The organism is Metallosphaera yellowstonensis MK1, assembly GCF_000243315.1.
Taxonomy (GTDB): domain Archaea; phylum Thermoproteota; class Thermoprotei_A; order Sulfolobales; family Sulfolobaceae; genus Metallosphaera; species Metallosphaera yellowstonensis.
Window position 1 is genome coordinate 396,190 of the sequence record NZ_JH597770.1, and the last position, 16,550, is coordinate 412,739.

16 protein-coding genes and 1 tRNA gene (1 of these 17 running past the window's edge) are annotated in these 16,550 nt (G+C 48.3%); 9 read left to right on the forward strand and 8 right to left on the reverse strand.

Annotation, left to right across the window (positions count from 1 at the left end):
* Window positions 1-22: 22 nt before the first annotated feature.
* Window positions 23-2,824, reverse strand: a complete 2,802-nt coding sequence (locus METMK1DRAFT_RS12960) for a DEAD/DEAH box helicase (RefSeq protein ID WP_009074909.1) — start codon at window positions 2,822-2,824, stop codon at window positions 23-25.
* 561 nt (window positions 2,825-3,385) lie between these two features.
* Between METMK1DRAFT_RS12960 and METMK1DRAFT_RS12970 the strand changes: the two genes are divergently transcribed.
* Genes METMK1DRAFT_RS12970 through METMK1DRAFT_RS12985 form a run of 4 tightly spaced genes read left to right on the forward strand, consistent with a single transcriptional unit; the run spans window position 3,386 to window position 8,547 of the window.
* Window positions 3,386-4,828 carry an RtcB family protein gene (locus METMK1DRAFT_RS12970; RefSeq protein ID WP_009074914.1) on the forward strand — a complete coding sequence of 481 codons (1,443 nt, stop codon included), beginning with the start codon at window positions 3,386-3,388 and terminating at the stop codon, window positions 4,826-4,828.
* Window positions 4,825-5,760, forward strand: a complete 936-nt coding sequence (locus METMK1DRAFT_RS12975; RefSeq protein WP_009074916.1) for a deoxyhypusine synthase — start codon at window positions 4,825-4,827, stop codon at window positions 5,758-5,760. Before METMK1DRAFT_RS12970 ends, METMK1DRAFT_RS12975 begins: the two co-directional genes overlap by 4 nt.
* Window positions 5,761-5,794: 34 nt before the next feature.
* Window positions 5,795-7,390, forward strand: a complete 1,596-nt coding sequence (locus tag METMK1DRAFT_RS12980; protein WP_009074918.1) for a DNA topoisomerase VI subunit B — start codon at window positions 5,795-5,797, stop codon at window positions 7,388-7,390.
* Window positions 7,387-8,547, forward strand: coding sequence for a DNA topoisomerase IV subunit A (locus METMK1DRAFT_RS12985; RefSeq protein ID WP_009074921.1), 1,161 nt, complete (start codon window positions 7,387-7,389; stop codon window positions 8,545-8,547). Before METMK1DRAFT_RS12980 ends, METMK1DRAFT_RS12985 begins: the two co-directional genes overlap by 4 nt.
* A gap of 49 nt (window positions 8,548-8,596) precedes the next feature.
* Here METMK1DRAFT_RS12985 and METMK1DRAFT_RS18320 read toward each other — a convergent pair whose 3' ends face one another.
* Window positions 8,597-8,743 (reverse strand): hypothetical protein, encoded by a 147-nt coding sequence (locus METMK1DRAFT_RS18320; RefSeq protein ID WP_009074924.1) that lies wholly within the window; start codon window positions 8,741-8,743, stop codon window positions 8,597-8,599.
* Between the two features lie 129 nt (window positions 8,744-8,872).
* On the opposite strand from METMK1DRAFT_RS18320, the gene METMK1DRAFT_RS12990 reads away from it, so the two are divergent.
* The 5 genes from METMK1DRAFT_RS12990 to agl16 are packed head-to-tail and all read left to right on the forward strand — an operon-like array spanning window position 8,873 to window position 13,652.
* Window positions 8,873-9,268 (forward strand): translation initiation factor IF-5A, encoded by a 396-nt coding sequence (locus METMK1DRAFT_RS12990; protein ID WP_009074927.1) that lies wholly within the window; start codon window positions 8,873-8,875, stop codon window positions 9,266-9,268.
* A 1-nt stretch (window position 9,269) separates the two neighbouring features.
* Entirely contained in the window at window positions 9,270-10,613 is a 1,344-nt protein-coding gene (locus METMK1DRAFT_RS12995; protein ID WP_009074930.1) for a signal recognition particle protein Srp54, read from the forward strand.
* On the forward strand, window positions 10,576-11,661 hold the full coding sequence (locus tag METMK1DRAFT_RS13000) for a pseudouridylate synthase (RefSeq protein ID WP_009074932.1): 1,086 nt from the start codon (window positions 10,576-10,578) through the stop codon (window positions 11,659-11,661). Before METMK1DRAFT_RS12995 ends, METMK1DRAFT_RS13000 begins: the two co-directional genes overlap by 38 nt.
* Before the next feature lie 3 nt (window positions 11,662-11,664).
* Window positions 11,665-12,534: an NAD(P)-dependent oxidoreductase gene (locus tag METMK1DRAFT_RS13005; protein ID WP_009074935.1), complete on the forward strand. Its 870-nt coding sequence runs from the start codon at window positions 11,665-11,667 to the stop codon at window positions 12,532-12,534.
* Window positions 12,534-13,652: a glycosylation protein Agl16 gene (gene agl16 / locus METMK1DRAFT_RS13010; protein ID WP_009074937.1), complete on the forward strand. Its 1,119-nt coding sequence runs from the start codon at window positions 12,534-12,536 to the stop codon at window positions 13,650-13,652. The genes METMK1DRAFT_RS13005 and agl16 overlap by 1 nt, the downstream gene beginning before the upstream one ends.
* Here agl16 and METMK1DRAFT_RS13015 read toward each other — a convergent pair.
* From METMK1DRAFT_RS13015 to METMK1DRAFT_RS13040, 6 genes are all read right to left on the reverse strand, one after another.
* Window positions 13,634-13,729 (reverse strand) — tRNA-Leu (locus METMK1DRAFT_RS13015). The genes agl16 and METMK1DRAFT_RS13015 overlap by 19 nt on opposite strands.
* Window positions 13,730-13,772: 43 nt before the next feature.
* Window positions 13,773-15,155 carry a homocitrate synthase gene (gene lysS / locus METMK1DRAFT_RS13020; protein WP_009074939.1) on the reverse strand — a complete coding sequence of 461 codons (1,383 nt, stop codon included), beginning with the start codon at window positions 15,153-15,155 and terminating at the stop codon, window positions 13,773-13,775.
* A 74-nt stretch (window positions 15,156-15,229) separates the two neighbouring features.
* Entirely contained in the window at window positions 15,230-15,505 is a 276-nt protein-coding gene (locus tag METMK1DRAFT_RS13025; protein ID WP_009074941.1) for a hypothetical protein, read from the reverse strand.
* Between the two features lie 3 nt (window positions 15,506-15,508).
* Complete coding sequence (pyrH, locus tag METMK1DRAFT_RS13030) at window positions 15,509-16,183, reverse strand: UMP kinase (RefSeq protein WP_009074943.1); 675 nt, start codon at window positions 16,181-16,183, stop codon at window positions 15,509-15,511.
* Window positions 16,184-16,212: 29 nt separating this feature from the next.
* Window positions 16,213-16,392 carry a chromatin protein Cren7 gene (locus tag METMK1DRAFT_RS13035; RefSeq protein ID WP_048088114.1) on the reverse strand — a complete coding sequence of 60 codons (180 nt, stop codon included), beginning with the start codon at window positions 16,390-16,392 and terminating at the stop codon, window positions 16,213-16,215.
* 104 nt (window positions 16,393-16,496) lie between these two features.
* A protein-coding gene (locus METMK1DRAFT_RS13040; RefSeq protein ID WP_009074947.1) for an SDR family oxidoreductase crosses the window boundary here: on the reverse strand, window positions 16,497-16,550 show its 3' portion. It continues 744 nt past the right edge of the window; only the last 54 of its 798 coding nucleotides appear in the window; its start codon lies beyond the right edge, outside the window — the gene reads right to left on this strand; its stop codon occupies window positions 16,497-16,499.

Sequence of the window (16,550 nt, forward strand, 5' to 3'; positions counted from 1 at the left end):
TTTAGGGCTCTCATCATCATGTTTACGTGTATTTCATGTTCTGTATATAAGCTGAGGCGTTGAGTAGAAGGTAGGGAATCACATCTCTCCTAACGAAATAGTACCTGGGAGACATATTGCATACCATTGGATCCACTGGATCGACTATCTTTAGTTCCCCTATCTCATCCATGGGGATTTTCTTAGTGAAATCCTCAGGATTTTCGAGGATCTGATTTGGCTTGAAGATGACCTCAGAAGTGCTACTACCATGGAGGGGTCTCAGCGAGGCTATCAGAGTCTCCTCTCCATTTATGGGGGCAAAGGAGGTGTAGAACTCATCTGAACTAGCGAAGGTCTTCAATTCGTCTATAAGGCACCATCTAGTTTCCCTGCTGTCCACATCTATGAAGCTAGTCACCCTATATTTTGAGTCTGCTCTCCGCATCTGTTTTAGCTTTACTTCGAGGCTCTTGGGAGGAATTGATAGAACTTCTGACAGCTCACTCAACGTGTACGCGCCTCCCTTGAGTACATCGTAAAGCAGAGCTTGTATCCCTGATATCCACGGTCTTATGGGAGCGTGAGAGAGCACTGCTTCTCCGAGGGGCGTTGAAGGCTCTACATGAACAATCCTGATCTCTCCCTTCCTCAACTTATCGATGAAACTTAACGTCTTTTTGATGCTGAAATACCTCATCACTGTCTGTCTGAGAGCCTCCCTAATCACTAGGGAGTCTTCCCTCGGATCTAGCTTCCCTATCTTTCCGAAGCTCACTTGGATTTCCTTCTGCACTGACACGAATAGTGGGGACCTGAGTATTGCCTTGAGTATGAGCCTCTTCAACCTATTTCCTTTAACGTTGAGTAGCTCATCTAGGAGATCCCTCTCCGTCACACTGATGGAAAACCCATATATTGAGGCCCTGGCGTAGACGTTGAGCGAATGTTTAGACGTGGCCACGTAGAGCAGCATATGTGCCAGAGTATTGGCCACCTTCTCGTCGATCAGTGTGGAGTAAACGGTCTCGTTACCTATTTTCTCTACATATACTATAGATGAATTGGGTAGAGGGGCCCCCCTTGTAAGGTAGGGCTCCATAAGTTTACTCAGCTCTTCCCTAGATTTTTGATCTAAGACTTGAGACTTGAGGGAATTATTGAAGTCGCTTAGGATAGACTGGATCTCCATAGGCAACAAGTGAGACTTTGGAACTCCTTCACCCTTCCAAACTGGTATCTCTCCTTCTCCTCTCTCTGCTGGGACTAACTCTATGCTTAACTTCCCGTTATGTATTTTGGAGACTCTCCAGAGTTTACCTCCAATCCTCAACAGATCCCCTGGTCTGATATGTTTGTAGACATAAATTGCGTCTATCTCCCCTATTGGCCTATCGTTATATCTTAAAACGAACGTATCATCGTTATTTATTAGCGAAAAGAATTCGGAGAAGCTTCTGGACCAGGAGAAGTTCCTATCCTTCTTGAATGTCCATATACGGAAGAACGACTTACCTAACCTCAGTTCGTCCCCTTCCCTTTGGATCAAGTTATTTTTGGCTAGGTAATCTAGAAGCCTTTGGAAGTCGCTTCTTTTTAGTTTCCTGTATAGGAAGGAGGACGTGATGACCCGATACACTCTCTCGGCATCGATAGAAGAATATTGAAGAACCATCCCCAGGATCTCTCTTGATACTACATCTAAGGGGCTACCGTTCCTGGGACTTTCTACTACTCCCTTCCTGGAAAGGTTGTATATGGCTAGGGCCTCCAGGCAATCGAAGTTTTGGACACATATGATCTCTCCCTTAGGTATTCCGCCTACGCAGTGACCACTTCTTCCCAGTCTCTGGAGAAATGAAGCTACGGAGGGAGGAGGTCTGTATAATACTATTTTCTTAATCTTACCCACATCTATACCTAGTTCAAGGGTCTTCGTACAAAGGACTGCCTGGGCCTTACCTGCCCTAAGGCTCTCCTCCGCTGTCGCCTTTGAGTCTCGAGAGATTGAGGAGTGATGAACGTATATGTTACTCTTACCCAGCCTCTCAAGCTCTTCATGAAGGCGTTCAGTAAGGAAACGGGAGTTGGTGAAGATCAGTGTAGGAGGTTCTATGGATTCCTCTATAGCTTTAGCAGAGTCTGACCAAACGTTATTTCCCTCATCGACCTTCCTCACCACGAGACTGAAGTCCTTCTTCTCATCGATCTTCACTATGGACCTCTGCCTTGTGGATGAACCAAAGAGGGTTGAGGCTACAAACTTGGGATTACCTACGGTGGCAGAAAGACCTATCCTCTGGAAATCAGTCCCTGAGAATTCCTTAAGTCTCTCGAGAAGGATGAAGAGCTGAGCACCCCTCTTAGAGCCCACTATTTCATGTATTTCATCCACAATGACCCATTTAACATTCTTGTAGTTCTCCCTGAATCTTGAGGCCCAATCTAAGTCTATCTCAAGACCCTCGGGTGTGGTTACTAATATGTGGGGTACCCTCTTGAGTCTTTGGTTCTTCTCCTTTTGAGGCACTTCTCCATGCTTCCTGTTGACAAGGAGACCTAGCTTAGACGCCCACCAGTCTATCCTTATCGTTATATCGTTGATCAAGGCCTTTAATGGAGTAATGTAAAGCAATGAGACTGGTTTACACCCCTCATCCATCATCTTGCTTAGGATGGGCAAGATAGCTGCCTCAGTCTTACCAAAGCCAGTCGGAGCTATGATAAGGGTATTACGACCTTTTAGGATGGGCTCTAATGCTAACTCCTGAACCTTGGTCATCGTAGCCCAATTCCTCTCCCTCATCAGGGCAGCGACTCTATGATGTAATCCATTACTGTTCATTAACTTCACCATGTTTGGGCGGCGTCGAATAGTAACTGCTAGAGTTATTTTTAAAAATATAAAATCAGCCCTCATAACCATGCAAGAAACTCACGAGTGTTTAACGTGTGGAAGACCCTTCCCTAGAGGACAAGGGGTCACGTTTAGCGTCTCGGGGAAAAATCTAGAGTTTCACAGCAAATCCTGTGCATATAGTTTCATGAGAGAATTGCTGTACTCCCTAAAGGAGGACTGCCTTACTTTGCCTCTGAGGGAAGTTTTGGCAAAGTATGAAGAGAAACTGGAACAGAGTAAGAAGAAGGCTGAGAAGAAGATCTGATGGAAAAGGTAACATCCTTCGTCCCTTCTAGGGCTGGGAGGCATTACCTCCACTCCCGTGACGGCTAAACATGACCTTCAGTTGGATGAGATGAGACCAATTAGGATCCTTCACTGTCCTAACTTGAAAACCAAGGGATCAGTGTAGCTCTGGTCATCACTCACTCAGGGTCCGCCACACTCATCAACACTCATGAGAGCAATTTTATTAGTTAAAAAGATTAGATCATATCTGAATCGACCATGGACGTTTCTTTAAAACGTGTCAGTTCGTATGAGTGGAAAATAGACAAGACAGGTTGTATGAGGGTTCCGGTGTCCGTCTTCGCTGATGACGTCCTTATAGAGAAGATGAGACAGGACATGACTTTGAGACAAGCGGTTAATGTGGCGTGCCTCCCCGGGGTACAAGAGTCCGTGTACGTTCTTCCTGATGGTCATCAGGGATACGGATTTCCCATCGGGGGGATAGCAGCAACTTCCATAGAAGAAGACGGTGTAGTGAGCCCGGGGGGGATAGGATACGATATAAACTGTGGCGTGAGGTTGCTGAGGACGAACTTGGATTACAATGACGTTAAGCCCAAGCTGATAGAACTCGTAGAGGAGTTATATAGGAACGTTCCCAGCGGAGTGGGGAGCGAAGGCAAAGTGAAGCTTAGTCAACAGGAGTTGGACAACCTTCTGAGCGAAGGAGTGAAGTGGGTTACAGATAAGGGCTACGGTTGGGCTGAGGATATGAACAACATAGAGCAGAGGGGTAGTTGGGACTTGGCGGATCCCAGTAAAGTCAGTAGTGTAGCTAAACAGAGAGGAGCATCGCAGTTGGGGACGTTGGGTGCCGGAAACCACTTCCTAGAGGTACAGGTGGTGGACAAGATATATGACGAGAGGGTAGCTAAATCCCTGGGGATAACCAGAGAGGGACAAGTTACCGTGATGGTACATACAGGGTCTAGGGGTTTAGGTCATCAGATAGCCAGCGACTACCTCCAAATCATGGAGAGGGCCATGAAGAAATACGGCATCCAGGTTCCTGACAGGGAGCTGGCAGCCATCCCCTTCAATAGTAGGGAAGGGCAAGATTACTTCAGGGCCATGGTTGCTGGTGCAAACTTTGCTTGGAGTAACAGACAACTCATAACCCACTGGGCCAGAGAGAGCTTCGGAAAGGTCTTCAAGGTTGATCCAGAGAAGCTAGACCTCCATATCATTTACGACGTGGCTCATAACATTGCCAAGATTGAAGAATACTCGATAGATGGCAAGAAGAAGAGGGTATTGGTTCACAGAAAGGGGGCCACTAGGGCATTCCCGCCCGGAAGTCCAGAGATACCCGTAGAGCACAGAGAGACAGGTCAGGTGGTCTTGATTCCAGGTAGCATGGGGACCGCAAGTTATGTTATGGTAGGAGTCCCAGAGGGGAGGAGGACTTGGTTTACCGCCCCTCACGGTGCCGGAAGATGGATGTCTAGAGAGGCAGCTGTGAGGAATTATCCAGCCAACTCCGTAATAGGCTCACTTGACGAGAAGGGTATAATAGTTAGGGCAGCTACCAGGAGAGTCGTTGCCGAGGAGGCCCCTGGAGCCTACAAGGATGTTGATAGGGTAGCCAAGGTTGCCCACGAGGTTAAGATAGCCAAGTTAGTTATGAGGTTGAGACCAATCGGAGTGACCAAGGGATGAATAGGGACGAGTTACTTGCAGAGGAGATTAAGGACGTAAATCTGGATAGATTAAGGGAGGCTCACGAGTTCCTGGAGGTATATAACGAGATATACGGTTTCTCTGCAGAAGCGGTGTATAGGGGCTCCCTGCTCCTCAAGAGGATAGTCAGGGAGTGTGACCTGAGGTTTATCTCATTCACGGCTAACCTGATGGCTACTGGGTTGAGGGGTCTCATAGCCGACATGATAAGGAGAGGTTTCTTCAACGTCGTCGTTACAACGGGTGGAACTATAGACCATGATATAGCGAGGTCTTTTGGTGGAAAGTACTATAAGGGATCCTTTGAACTGGATGATGGAGAGCTCAGGAGATTAGGGATCCATAGGCTGGGAAACGTTCTCATACCCTTCGAAAATTACGGAGGAATCATAGAGAAAGTGGTGGGGGGAGTAGTCCCAGAACTGATCAAGGTGAAGAGGGAGTGGCCAGTCTATGAGCTTCTGTGGAAGTTCGGGGAGAAGATAAACGATGATAACTCAGTACTCCGGGCAGCCTATGAGACCAAGACCCCAATCATAGTTCCTGGAGTGGTGGACGGTAGTTTCGGAACGAACCTGTTCGTTCAATCTCAGTTCACTGGTTTCAGGATAAACCTCTTCGAGGACATGAGGTTGATAAAGGATATGGTCTTCTCCAGCAAGGTCGCTGGAGCCCTACTAATAGGAGGTGGAATAAGTAAGCATCATACCATTTGGTGGAACCAATTTAAGGATGGCCTAGATTACGCCATATACCTCACCACTGCCCAGGAATACGACGGGAGCCTGAGTGGAGCCAGGCCTAGGGAGGCAATAAGCTGGAACAAGATAAGGGAGAGAGCACAGCAAGTGGTGATATATGCCGACGCCACCCTCGCCCTCCCCATTATGGCCTTATCCTTATTAAGCTAACACCCTCAATAATATATCCATCATGGTGATTTAAGTGTCCTTAAAAGAGAAATTTACTAGCATATCGCCAGCCGAGTTCTTCAAGAGAAACCCTGAACTTGCAGGTTTCTCAAACCCTGCTAGGGCTATGTATCAGGCCCTACGTGAGTTAGTGGAGAACGCTTTGGACGCCACTGACGTTCACGGCATATTGCCCTCTGTAAAGATAAGCATAGACAGGGCTAGCCAAGAGAAGGAAATATACAGGGTCTCAGTTGAGGACAACGGAATAGGTATTCCTCCTCACGTAGTTCCAGACGCTTTTGGGAGGGTTCTCTACAGTTCCAAGTACGTCATAAGACAGACCAGGGGAATGTACGGACTAGGAGTTAAAGCAGCAGTATTGTATAGCCAGATGTATCAAGACAGACCAATTGAGGTAGTTACTTCCCCCATGGGGTCAAAGAGGCTCTATACCTTTAAGCTCAAGATTGATGTCACGAAAAACGAGCCAATAATATATGAGAAGGCCTCTGTAAACAACGAAACGGGATTTCACGGAACTATTGTGACCATGTATATCCTAGGAGATTGGATGAGGGCTAAGTCCAGGATTTACGAGTACGTCAAGAGGACTTACATCATCACTCCCTATGCAGAGTTCTTCCTGAAGGATCCGGAAGGAAACGTCGTCTTCTACCCGAGGCTTACCAACAAACTCCCAGAGCCTCCGAAGGAAGTCAAGCCCCATCCATATGGCGTGGATATAGAGCTACTGAAGAACATGATATCCAAGCAGAGGGATGACATTACAGTCAAGGAATTCTTGGTCAAGGAGTTTCAAAGCGTGGGTGAGAAGACTGCCCTCGGAGTCCTGGAGATGGCTGGTATAGACCCAAACAAGAAGGCATCTAAGCTAACCGACGACCAGCTCTCCAAGCTTGTGGATTCCATGAAGTCTTTTCCAGACTTCAGACCTCCGTCTCCTGAGGCTTTGTCGGTTATAGGGGCTGACCTCATAGAGCTGGGACTTAAGCAGACTCTCTCTCCAGATTACGTGGGGGCGGTGACCAGGAAGCCTAAGGCCTATCAGGGACATCCCTTCATCGTGGAGGTGGGACTGGCGTACGGTGGGAGTATACAACCCGCGGAGGAGCCTACCGTGCTCAGGTACGCCAACAAGATACCACTCATCTATGACGAGAAATCTGACGTGGTGTGGAAGGTTGTTGAGGAGATGGATTGGAAGAGATACGGCATAGAGGAGGAACAAATACCTCTGGTGGTCATGGTTCACCTATGCAGTACTAAGGTTCCCTACAAGAGTGCTGGGAAGGAAAGTATAGCGGACGTGGAGGAGATTGAAAAGGAGATACGGAATGGTATAATGGAAGCTGCGAGATCACTAAAAGTCTACATAACGGAGAAGAAGAGGGAGGAGGAGGCCAAGAAGAGGTTACTCACCTATCTAAAGTATATACCCGAGTTGGCCAGATCTCTGTCTACCTTTATGGTGAATGGAAAGAAAGAGGAGATGCCCAAGATACAGGAACAGCTACAGAACAAGATGATAGACCTAGTTGTGACTAAGCTCAATATTAAAGATAAAGACTTGGAACTCTTCAAATCCTACAGGGTTGAGACTCTTTGAGCGAGTTCGTTTCTAAGGTAGACAAGGAGGCTAGAGCTAGGGCGGCTGAGACTCTCAAAAAGAGGTTTCTAACACTGGTGGATCAACTGGAGAAAGGCGAACCTATGGTAATGGAGATCCCAAAGAGGACCCTCTCCAATACAGTTTATGATGAGCAGAGGAAGCTCCTCCTTCTCGGAAGTGAGAAGATGAAGAGGAGCTTCCTGGACATGAATGAGGCGAGGAGATTCATGCAGACAGTGCTTATGGGGAGTATAATTTACGACGCACTCATAAACGATGAGTATCCAACAATACGTGACCTGTATTATAGGGGTAAACACTCCATAGTCATAAGGGATCCTAAGGGGAAGACCCATGAGGAGAACACTTGGGACGAGCAGAAGGAGTCGGATAGCGTCATAATAGACATTGAGGTCTTCACCTCACTTCTCAGGGAAGAGATGCTGATCCTTAGCAAGGAGAAGGGAAAAGTGGTGGGAGACATGAGGCTCAGGAGTGGTAACGATATCATAGACCTGAGCAAGATGGGTCACGGTGCCTACTCAATTGAACCCACGCCAGACCTGATAGATTTCGTTGAGGTCAACGCAGACTACGTCCTAGTTGTGGAGAAGGACGCCGTATTCCAGCAACTTCATAGGGCTGGATTCTGGAGGAAGTACAGGGCAATACTCATAACTAGTGCAGGTCAACCGGACAGGGCCACTAGGAGGTTCCTGAGGAGACTTAACGAAGAATTGAAACTACCAGTCTACATCCTCACAGATGCCGATCCGTACGGGTGGTACATATACAGCGTCTTTAGGATAGGCTCTATATCCCTATCTTACGAGAGTGAGAGACTGGCCACGCCCGATGCCAAGTTTCTTGGAGTCTCCATGGGAGACATATTTGGAACCCCAAGGAAGAAACCCTACCTTAGCGAGAGGGAGAGGTCCAGCTTCATAATTAAGGCTAAGGAGACAGACATAAAGAGGGCCCTGGAGATAAAGAACTACGAGTGGTTCAAGACCAAGAGCTGGGAGGAGGAGATAAACGCCTTTCTCCAGAGAAAGGCCAAGCTGGAGATAGAGGCAATGGCCAGCAAGGGACTCAAGTTCTTAGCCTTCCAGTATATACCGGAGAAGATACAGACTAAGGACTACATAGGCTAATCAGCCGAGACAGGTTATTTCATCGATCAAACTGAATTGGGCTCTTCATCTACTCAATGTAACCCAAAATTTCGTTAAAAGTATTCTTCTTGCATACTCTGCAGTAGTGATAGATCGACTTCTGCCTGCTTATGTCGAAGCTAACGTTCAGTAATCCCTCCGTGTTACACGAGGTACACTTGATCTTCCAAGGCATACCAGTTATAAGCCACGAAGTCCAAATTAAAATTGCCGTGAAGAGTAAGCTAGCCTGATACGTGATGAGGGGCCAAAGCTCGGAGCACAAGAGTTAAATTCTAAGGCCTGACTCTTGATCTGAGAAGTAATGGGTATAAATTACACCACAGTAGGGGAGCTTAAGGAAGGTAGTTACGTAGTTATAGATGGTGAGCCCTGTAGAGTAGTGGAAGTCTCCAAGGCTAAGACGGGCAAGCACGGTAGCGCGAAGGCTAACATTGTCGCTGTGAGCATATTCACAGGGGCAAAGAAGACACTGATGGCCCCAGTGGACAACACTGTGGAGGTCCCCATAATCGAGAAGCATATAGGCCAAGTCATCTCTGAGCCTAGGGATAAGGTTCAAATCATGGATCTGGACACCTATGAGACTTTTGAGATAGATCTACCCACCGAGGAGGAGGTAAGGAGCAAACTGAGGAAGGATGCAGAAGTGGAATATTGGGAGGTAATGGGGAGGAAGAAGATAGTAAGGGTAAAGTGATTTGCTGGAGGGCATAAGGGACGCAGTAAGGAAGTTCCTTGGAGGAACAACCTCTTACGACGTCGCAGTAGACGAGTTCATAAAGGATTTACAGAAGGCCCTAATCTCATCTGACGTCCAAGTCAAACTGGTATTTTCTCTCACTAACAAAATTAAGGAGAGGCTGAAGAAGGAGAGCCCTCCGACTAGCCTGGAAAGAAGGGAATGGTTCATCAAGATTGTCTACGATGAACTCTCCTCTCTGTTTGGGGGTGATAAGGAACCTGAGGTCAATCCTGGTTCCCTCCCATACGTGATAATGCTAGTGGGTGTCCAGGGCACAGGAAAGACCACTACTGCAGGTAAGCTAGCGTACTTTTACAAAAAAAGAGGATATAAGGTGGCGTTGGTAGGAGCAGACGTCTATAGACCAGCGGCCCTAGAACAATTAATGCAGTTGGGAAAGCAAATAGGAGTTCCAGTTTACGGAGAGCCAGGAGAGAAGGACGCTGTAGGAATAGCTAAGAGAGGGGTAGAGAAGCTTCTATCGGAGAAATACGAGCTCATCATAGTGGACACTGCAGGAAGACACGGATATGGGGAGGAGGCCAAACTACTCGAGGAGATGAAGGAGATCTATGAGAGCGTTAAGCCCAACGAGGTAATTTTAGTCATAGACGCTTCACTAGGACAGAAGGCGTACGATCTTGCCAAGAGGTTCCATGAGGCCAGTAAGGTAGGTTCCATAATAATTACCAAGATGGACGGAACGGCAAAGGGAGGCGGAGCTTTGTCTGCAGTGGTCGCCACTGGAGCTCCAATTAAGTTCATCGGAACAGGAGAGAAAATAGACGAATTGGAAGTTTTCAACCCAAAGAGGTTCGTGGCTAGAGTATTGGGAATGGGTGACGTTGAGGCGATCATAGAGAAGATCAAGGCAGTAGAGGACTATGAGGGCATACAGAAGAAGATGCAAGAAGTGACATCCGGAAAATCCAGGCTAACACTAAGGGACCTATACAAGCAGATTATCGCCATGAGGAAGATGGGCCCCCTTTCCAAGATACTTCAGTTGATGCCCGGCATCAACCTGATGGGTGACATACCCGAGGATCAGATCAAGGTGGGTGAAAAGAAGATGCAGAGATGGTTGGCTATAATGAACTCCATGACTTACGAGGAACTGGATAACCCATCCCTACTTGACAAACAGAGGATGAAGAGGATAGCCATGGGTTCAGGAACAGAGGTGGAAGAAGTTAAGGAACTGATTGAGCACTTCAATACCATACAGAGAACTCTTAAGGTCCTCAAGAGACGGAAGAAGGATGTTGAGAGATTACTCGGACAACTGGGAGGTACATAAAGTAAGCCTGAGATTATTGACCAGGTATTCCCTCTGCGATTCCTGCCTCGGTAGAGCTTTCGCTAAGTTGGGTCACGGTCATGAGAACAAGGAGAGGGGATTAGCCCTAAAGCTCTCCTTGCTCCTGGAGATAGATCGCCTCATTAAGGATCATGAGCTCAGGGACCTGGAGCAAGTTAAGGAACTCATCCTCAATGTAGGCCAAGTGGGTGAGGGACTGTTCAGGAAATATTACTCTGAGAAGTTCCAGAGAAGGCCCTGCTACCTTTGTGGGAACTTATTGGACGACATAAAACAGGACTTTTTCAGGAAATCCTTACACATGTTAAGGGAGAAGCCCGTAAGGTACGTACTGGGTGTCAAGCTCTCCAGCTCCATCTCAGACCTTGAGACCAAGTTCGTTGTGGATAATGGTCTCCTGTATTACGAGAGCATGAAGAACGAGATCAAACGGGAAGTAGGTAAGATGCTCTCCAAGGAGGGGTTTGAGCCCGAGCTGGACTCCCCAGAGGTGGAGCTGATCTACGATATGGAGAGCAGAGCCATAATCACCCTGAGGAAGAACCACAAGTACCTCTACTATTACGTCAGACTCTCGAGGGGTATCCCGATCTCCTCGTGGTACTCCAAGGGCGGGGAGTCACTGGAGGCAGAAATACAGGGGAAGGTCATGATCCCGTTCTCCGAACCCTCTGACGTCAGGATCCTAACTCCCTATCCCCTGGTGGTTATAGGAGAGGAGATGAGCGAGCTCAACACTAGGGGATACCTCTTAAAGAGGGTCAAGGAGGTCTCAAAGAAAGAGGTGTCTCTCCTGGCTCAAACCAAGCCCGAGTCTAGGGTTTACAGGGTCACAATCTACTCTAGGGAGAAGGTAGGAAGGGAGATCTATGAGGGGATACAGGACCTCCTATTTGAAGCTAAGGATTATCGTCAACTGAGGGAGAAACTCAGCCAACTGAACGTCCAAGTGATCTCCGTGGACGTGTTGGAGATTAAGGGAAAGTTCGAGAGACTAAGAAGTTATTTATCCAGGGCCCCAAAGTAACCCATGCGTATAGGTCTAATAGGATTAGGAGTCATGGGTTGGAGAATAGGGGCAAACTTAGCAAAGGCTGGGAGACTTCACGTGGTTTACAATAGGACGTCGGTAAAGGCCGAGCAGTTCAGTAGGGAATACGGTGTAAGGAACGCTGAATCGATACAACGGCTAGCGGAGGAGAGCGATGTAATACTCACGGTTTTAGCTGACGACGTTGCGGTACAGGAGGTCGTGGAAGGTTTGCTCCCAAAGGTCAAGGGGAGGATACTAGTGGAGATGTCAACGATTTCTCCCCCTCTGAGTATCAGGTTAGCGGAAAAGGTGAAGGGGGCTGGGGGCGTAATGTATGACGCTCCCCTAGTGGGAACCTCAATTATGGTGGAGCAGAAGAAGCTCACGGTTCTGGTAGGGGGTCCAGAGGAGGGTTTTCAGAACCTAAAGGAGTTACTCTCCCACACGGCATCTGCAATACTCTACATGGGGCCCAACGGTATGGGTCTTTACGCGAAGCTCGTTAACAACTTGCTGATAGGAGCTTACGTTGCAGCCATGGCTGAGGCGTTCAATATGGGAGTTAGAAGCGGGTTAGATCCAGAGAAGGTCAGCGAATTCTTGGCCAAGTACAGTAGCGCCAGATCACCCACCTCAGAACTTAAGGCCCCCAAGATGGCCACAAGGGACTATTCCACTCAGTTCGCCACGAGACACATGAGGAAAGATCTCGAGATCATTGATAAGGAGGCCCAGAGGTTGGGCGTTCCCATTCCGATGTCAGCCCTCGCCCTTCAGTTGTACAGAATGGTTGAGGCCATCGGTCTATCCGAGAAAGACTACTCCTCAATCTTTGAGATATATTCGAAGTTCACAAGGTCTTCATAATGGGACCCATAAGAAAGGTGTGGATGTTAACTCCACTTTTTTTCCCAGTAAAGGCTGGGACAGAGGTTCACGTTTACAACCTCAGCAAGGAGCTTCTGAGGCTATCTGTCCCAGTTGAAATACACACCACTAGGGACACCTACGACGCTAAGAGGGTTCTCAGCGAGGAAGAAAATGTGGATGGCCTGAAGGTCGTCAGACATGATAGGACTTGGAGGTACGGCGATTCCCCATCAATCCTTCACATACATAACCTAGGGAGGAAGTACAGCCTCTGGAACCTCTACACCTTCTACTACCTCCTGGTCGAGTCTAGGTTCAGAGACACTCCAGTGGTCATGACCCCTCACGACATCCTTATAGTTCACAAGGGTAAGGTAATCTCTTTTATAGAAAAGTTGGCAGGCAGGAGATTGAACGGGATAATAGCAGTGAGCGAGTGGGAGAGGGAGAAGATGATTGAACTGGGATACGAGCCCTCTAAGATAGAGGTCATCCCAAACGGTGTTGAGGATAGGGCCTACGAACAACCCAAGGAGGAGAAGAACGGGGAGTATATACTTTACTTGGCCAGGTTCAGCAAGGAGAAGGGTCAGCTCTTTGCAGTGGAGTGTCTCAAACGAATCCCAGTGAGGATGATTATGGCGGGACAGATCAGGGACCAAGAGTACTTCAGGCTAGTAATGAATAGGGTCAAGGAATTAGGCCTGGAGGATAGAGTACGATACTTGGGGGTAGTGAGCGACGAGGAGAAGTACAAGCTAATGGACGGAGCGTTAGCCCTCGTACTCACATCTGAGGTTGAGGGAGAACCAATAGTGGTGAAGGAAGCCATGGCTAGGGGTACTCCTGTCATAGTGGGTAGGAAGGCTGAGGTCTTGCCCACGATAGTCAAGGACGGGGAGAACGGGTTTGTGATATCCGACTGTGAGGACTTGAGAGAAGCTGTGGAGAAGCTTAAGAATGGGAGAGTGAGGGAGGAGATATCTCGGAGGAACCTCGAATTATCTAAACAGTGGAGGTGGTCTGCAATAGCTAAGAAAACCCTCGAGTACTACAGTACATTGCTTTCAGGGATGGAACAAAAAGTTTCAGGTAGTGCGGGGACGGGGATTTGAACCCCGGATGGCCTACGCCAGCGGATCACTTACTGGGTCTTGAGTCCGCCCCCTTGGACCAGCTCGGGCATCCCCGCACATGGAAAACTATTCGAGGGATCTAAAAAGGGTTTCTGAATCTCACATCTTCTTCAAGACGAGAGAGGTTAAGGTCGACTCGACACCTTTGACTGACCTTATGTTCTCAATTATATTGTTGAGTTCTGTGGGATCCCTGGCCTCTACCTTAGCCACTATATCATAGTCTCCTGAGATTTCCATGACCTCCTTTATTCCTGAAATTGAGGCTAGCCTTCTGGTAACAGAGGTTGTGTAGACGTTAGAGGCACACTTGATGGAGATGACTGCCTCTATCCTGTCTGGAGGCCTCGGCTTCAGGACCTTCCCAGTCACCTCTTCTGCTATTTCCAGGAGATCCACGTCTCTGAAATACCTTGTGGTCTGGCTGGACTTTATCTTGGCAAGGACTAACTCCAGTTCCCTCTCTTCCAACTTCACTCCCAACCTCTCAAACCTATCCTTCAATGCATGCTTACCAGTGTATTTATCTATCACGTAATCCCTAGATCTTCCGAAGACTTCTGGAGGCATGAACTCATACGTCCTGGGGTCGGTGAGTACTCCAGCCACATGTATTCCAGCCTTGTGTACAAAGGCGTAATCTCCAGTGATCGGGAAGTTGGGAGGCATCGGAATTCCGCTGTACTTTTCGACCAGTGATGCGACCTTGCTCAACCCCTCTAACTTGACCACGTCCAAGTTGAAGTGGTACTTCAGCGCAGCGGCGACTGCCTGTAGGGGGACTATCCCCACCCTCTCCCCCAGCCCGTTTACGGTTGCGTGAATTATGGTTGCACCGCCCTCAACTGCAGCTAACGCGTTAGCTACCGCCATCCCTAAATCATTGTGGGCGTGAATATCGTACTCTACTCCAGGAACCTCCTTAACCAAGAAGGAGAAGAGCTCCTTGGTCTTGGTAGGATAGAGTATCCCGACAGTGTCAGCTATCCCTATCCTGTCGGCTCCCGAGTCCCTGGCGGTCTTTATCACCTTGACCAGGTAGTCCAGGTCCGTCCTAGTGGCATCCTCAGCTGTGAACCTGATCTTCACTCCGTGGGATTTCGCATAGCTCACAGCCTCGGCGATTACGTTAAGGGCCTCCTCCCTCGTGGTCTTAGTCTTAGCCTTGAGGTGAATGTCGCTGACCCCATAAAATATGGCTATCCTGTCTGCCTCGACCTCGTTCACTATCTCTATGTCCCTCTTAACTGCCCTACTGTGGGCCAAGATCTCGGAGGTTAACTCTCCCTCCCTTTTGAGCTTAACTATTCTCTTTATTCCCTCGTAAATGTCAGGTGAGACGGCAGGATGTCCTGCCTCTATCATGGCGACCCCTATCTCAGAAAGGGCCTTAGCTATCTCCACCCTCTGCTCTACACTGAAGACGACACCTGGGGTCTGTTCCCCTTCCCTGAGGGTGGAGTCTAAGATTCCTACCTTCATTAGACGCACCTAGCCGTTCTAAACCGGTAAGTTACTTATTAATAGTATTGTAAAACAATGGTTAGATCTTCGAACTAAGAGAGGGAACTTAAGATGAGTTCTCTTACATTCTCAAGTCCTATCTTTGGGGCATATTTTTCTATTATTGCCGTCAGGAGGTTAAAGAAGTCCGGATTCTTCTTCACCTGGTCCATGTGATTGGCATAAACGAAAATGATGGACGAGCGTATATTGCTGTTCCTCCTCAACTCTCCCTCAAGTTCACTGAGCATTTCCTCCAGAGAGCCCAAGTTTATCCTACTCCTATAGTTTCTCAGCCTCACGAACTCCTCTTGATCTAGGATGGACATATCTCACACCGGCTCGACTATACTTGCTATTCCCGACCCCTTAATAACGTCTGTCAGCCTATCTAGTCTATTCACGTTGGTCACCAACACCCTTATCCTCGACCGCTCCACGATCTTCATGGCCATTGGGTCCAGTAGTTCGTAGGTCCCAGCCTTGACCGACTGCGACGTCTCAAGTATCCTCTTGAGTTCTGCAGTAGTTACCCTGGGGAGCAACTTGGCCTCTGGGTTCAGCCTGGGGTCACTGTCGTAAACACCCTCCACCGTGGTGGCTATGACCAGGTAATCGGCAACAGTGGCCTCAGCCACAAGTGCTGCCACTGCAGCCGTGGATTGACCTGGCTGGAACCCTCCAGTTACCACCACCTTTCCCTGGGACCAGTACTCTATGAACTGCTCCAGGCTCTCAGGCACCCTCCCGTAGGCTAGGTCGTTGAGGGCCATAGCCACCAGGAACGCGTTCAGTCTGGACACCCATATACCCATCAGATCCAGGCTAGCTTCGTTGAGCCCAAGTGACCTACCCATGGAAATATACTTCCTCGCTGTGGAGCCTCCTCCGGTAACTACTGCGACCCTGTTACCCCTCTCCACCAAACCTCTCACTGCCCTCGGAAGTAGGGACTTGTCTCCCTCGTCGTCGAAATACTTCCCAGTAACCTTTATGACGAGTTTCATCAGGAAAACTTAGAAAACTAGTAAAAAACTTAAACGGCATAGTCGTCTGGGAGCTTGTGCCTAAAGTACTTCCCGGTCTCGGGATCTTTGAATAGACCTATCTTCACTCCCTTCCTTCCCTTGGGAGCTAGAGTCCAGGCCTTCTCTGGAGTCAGATCCATCTCCTTCCCCCCAGGCGTCTTAACCTTCACGGCCTTCTTATAGGTCATAGGCATCAAGTTTAATGGTGTAGGATTAAGGTTATAAACCTTTCCATGAGTAACGCAATTGATAATACCATGAGTTAATCAATGACTGATGCTGAAGGACTTCTTCAATCAACACAGCTCGTGTTTCCACCATCCAACAATAGGGTAGAACCTGTGAT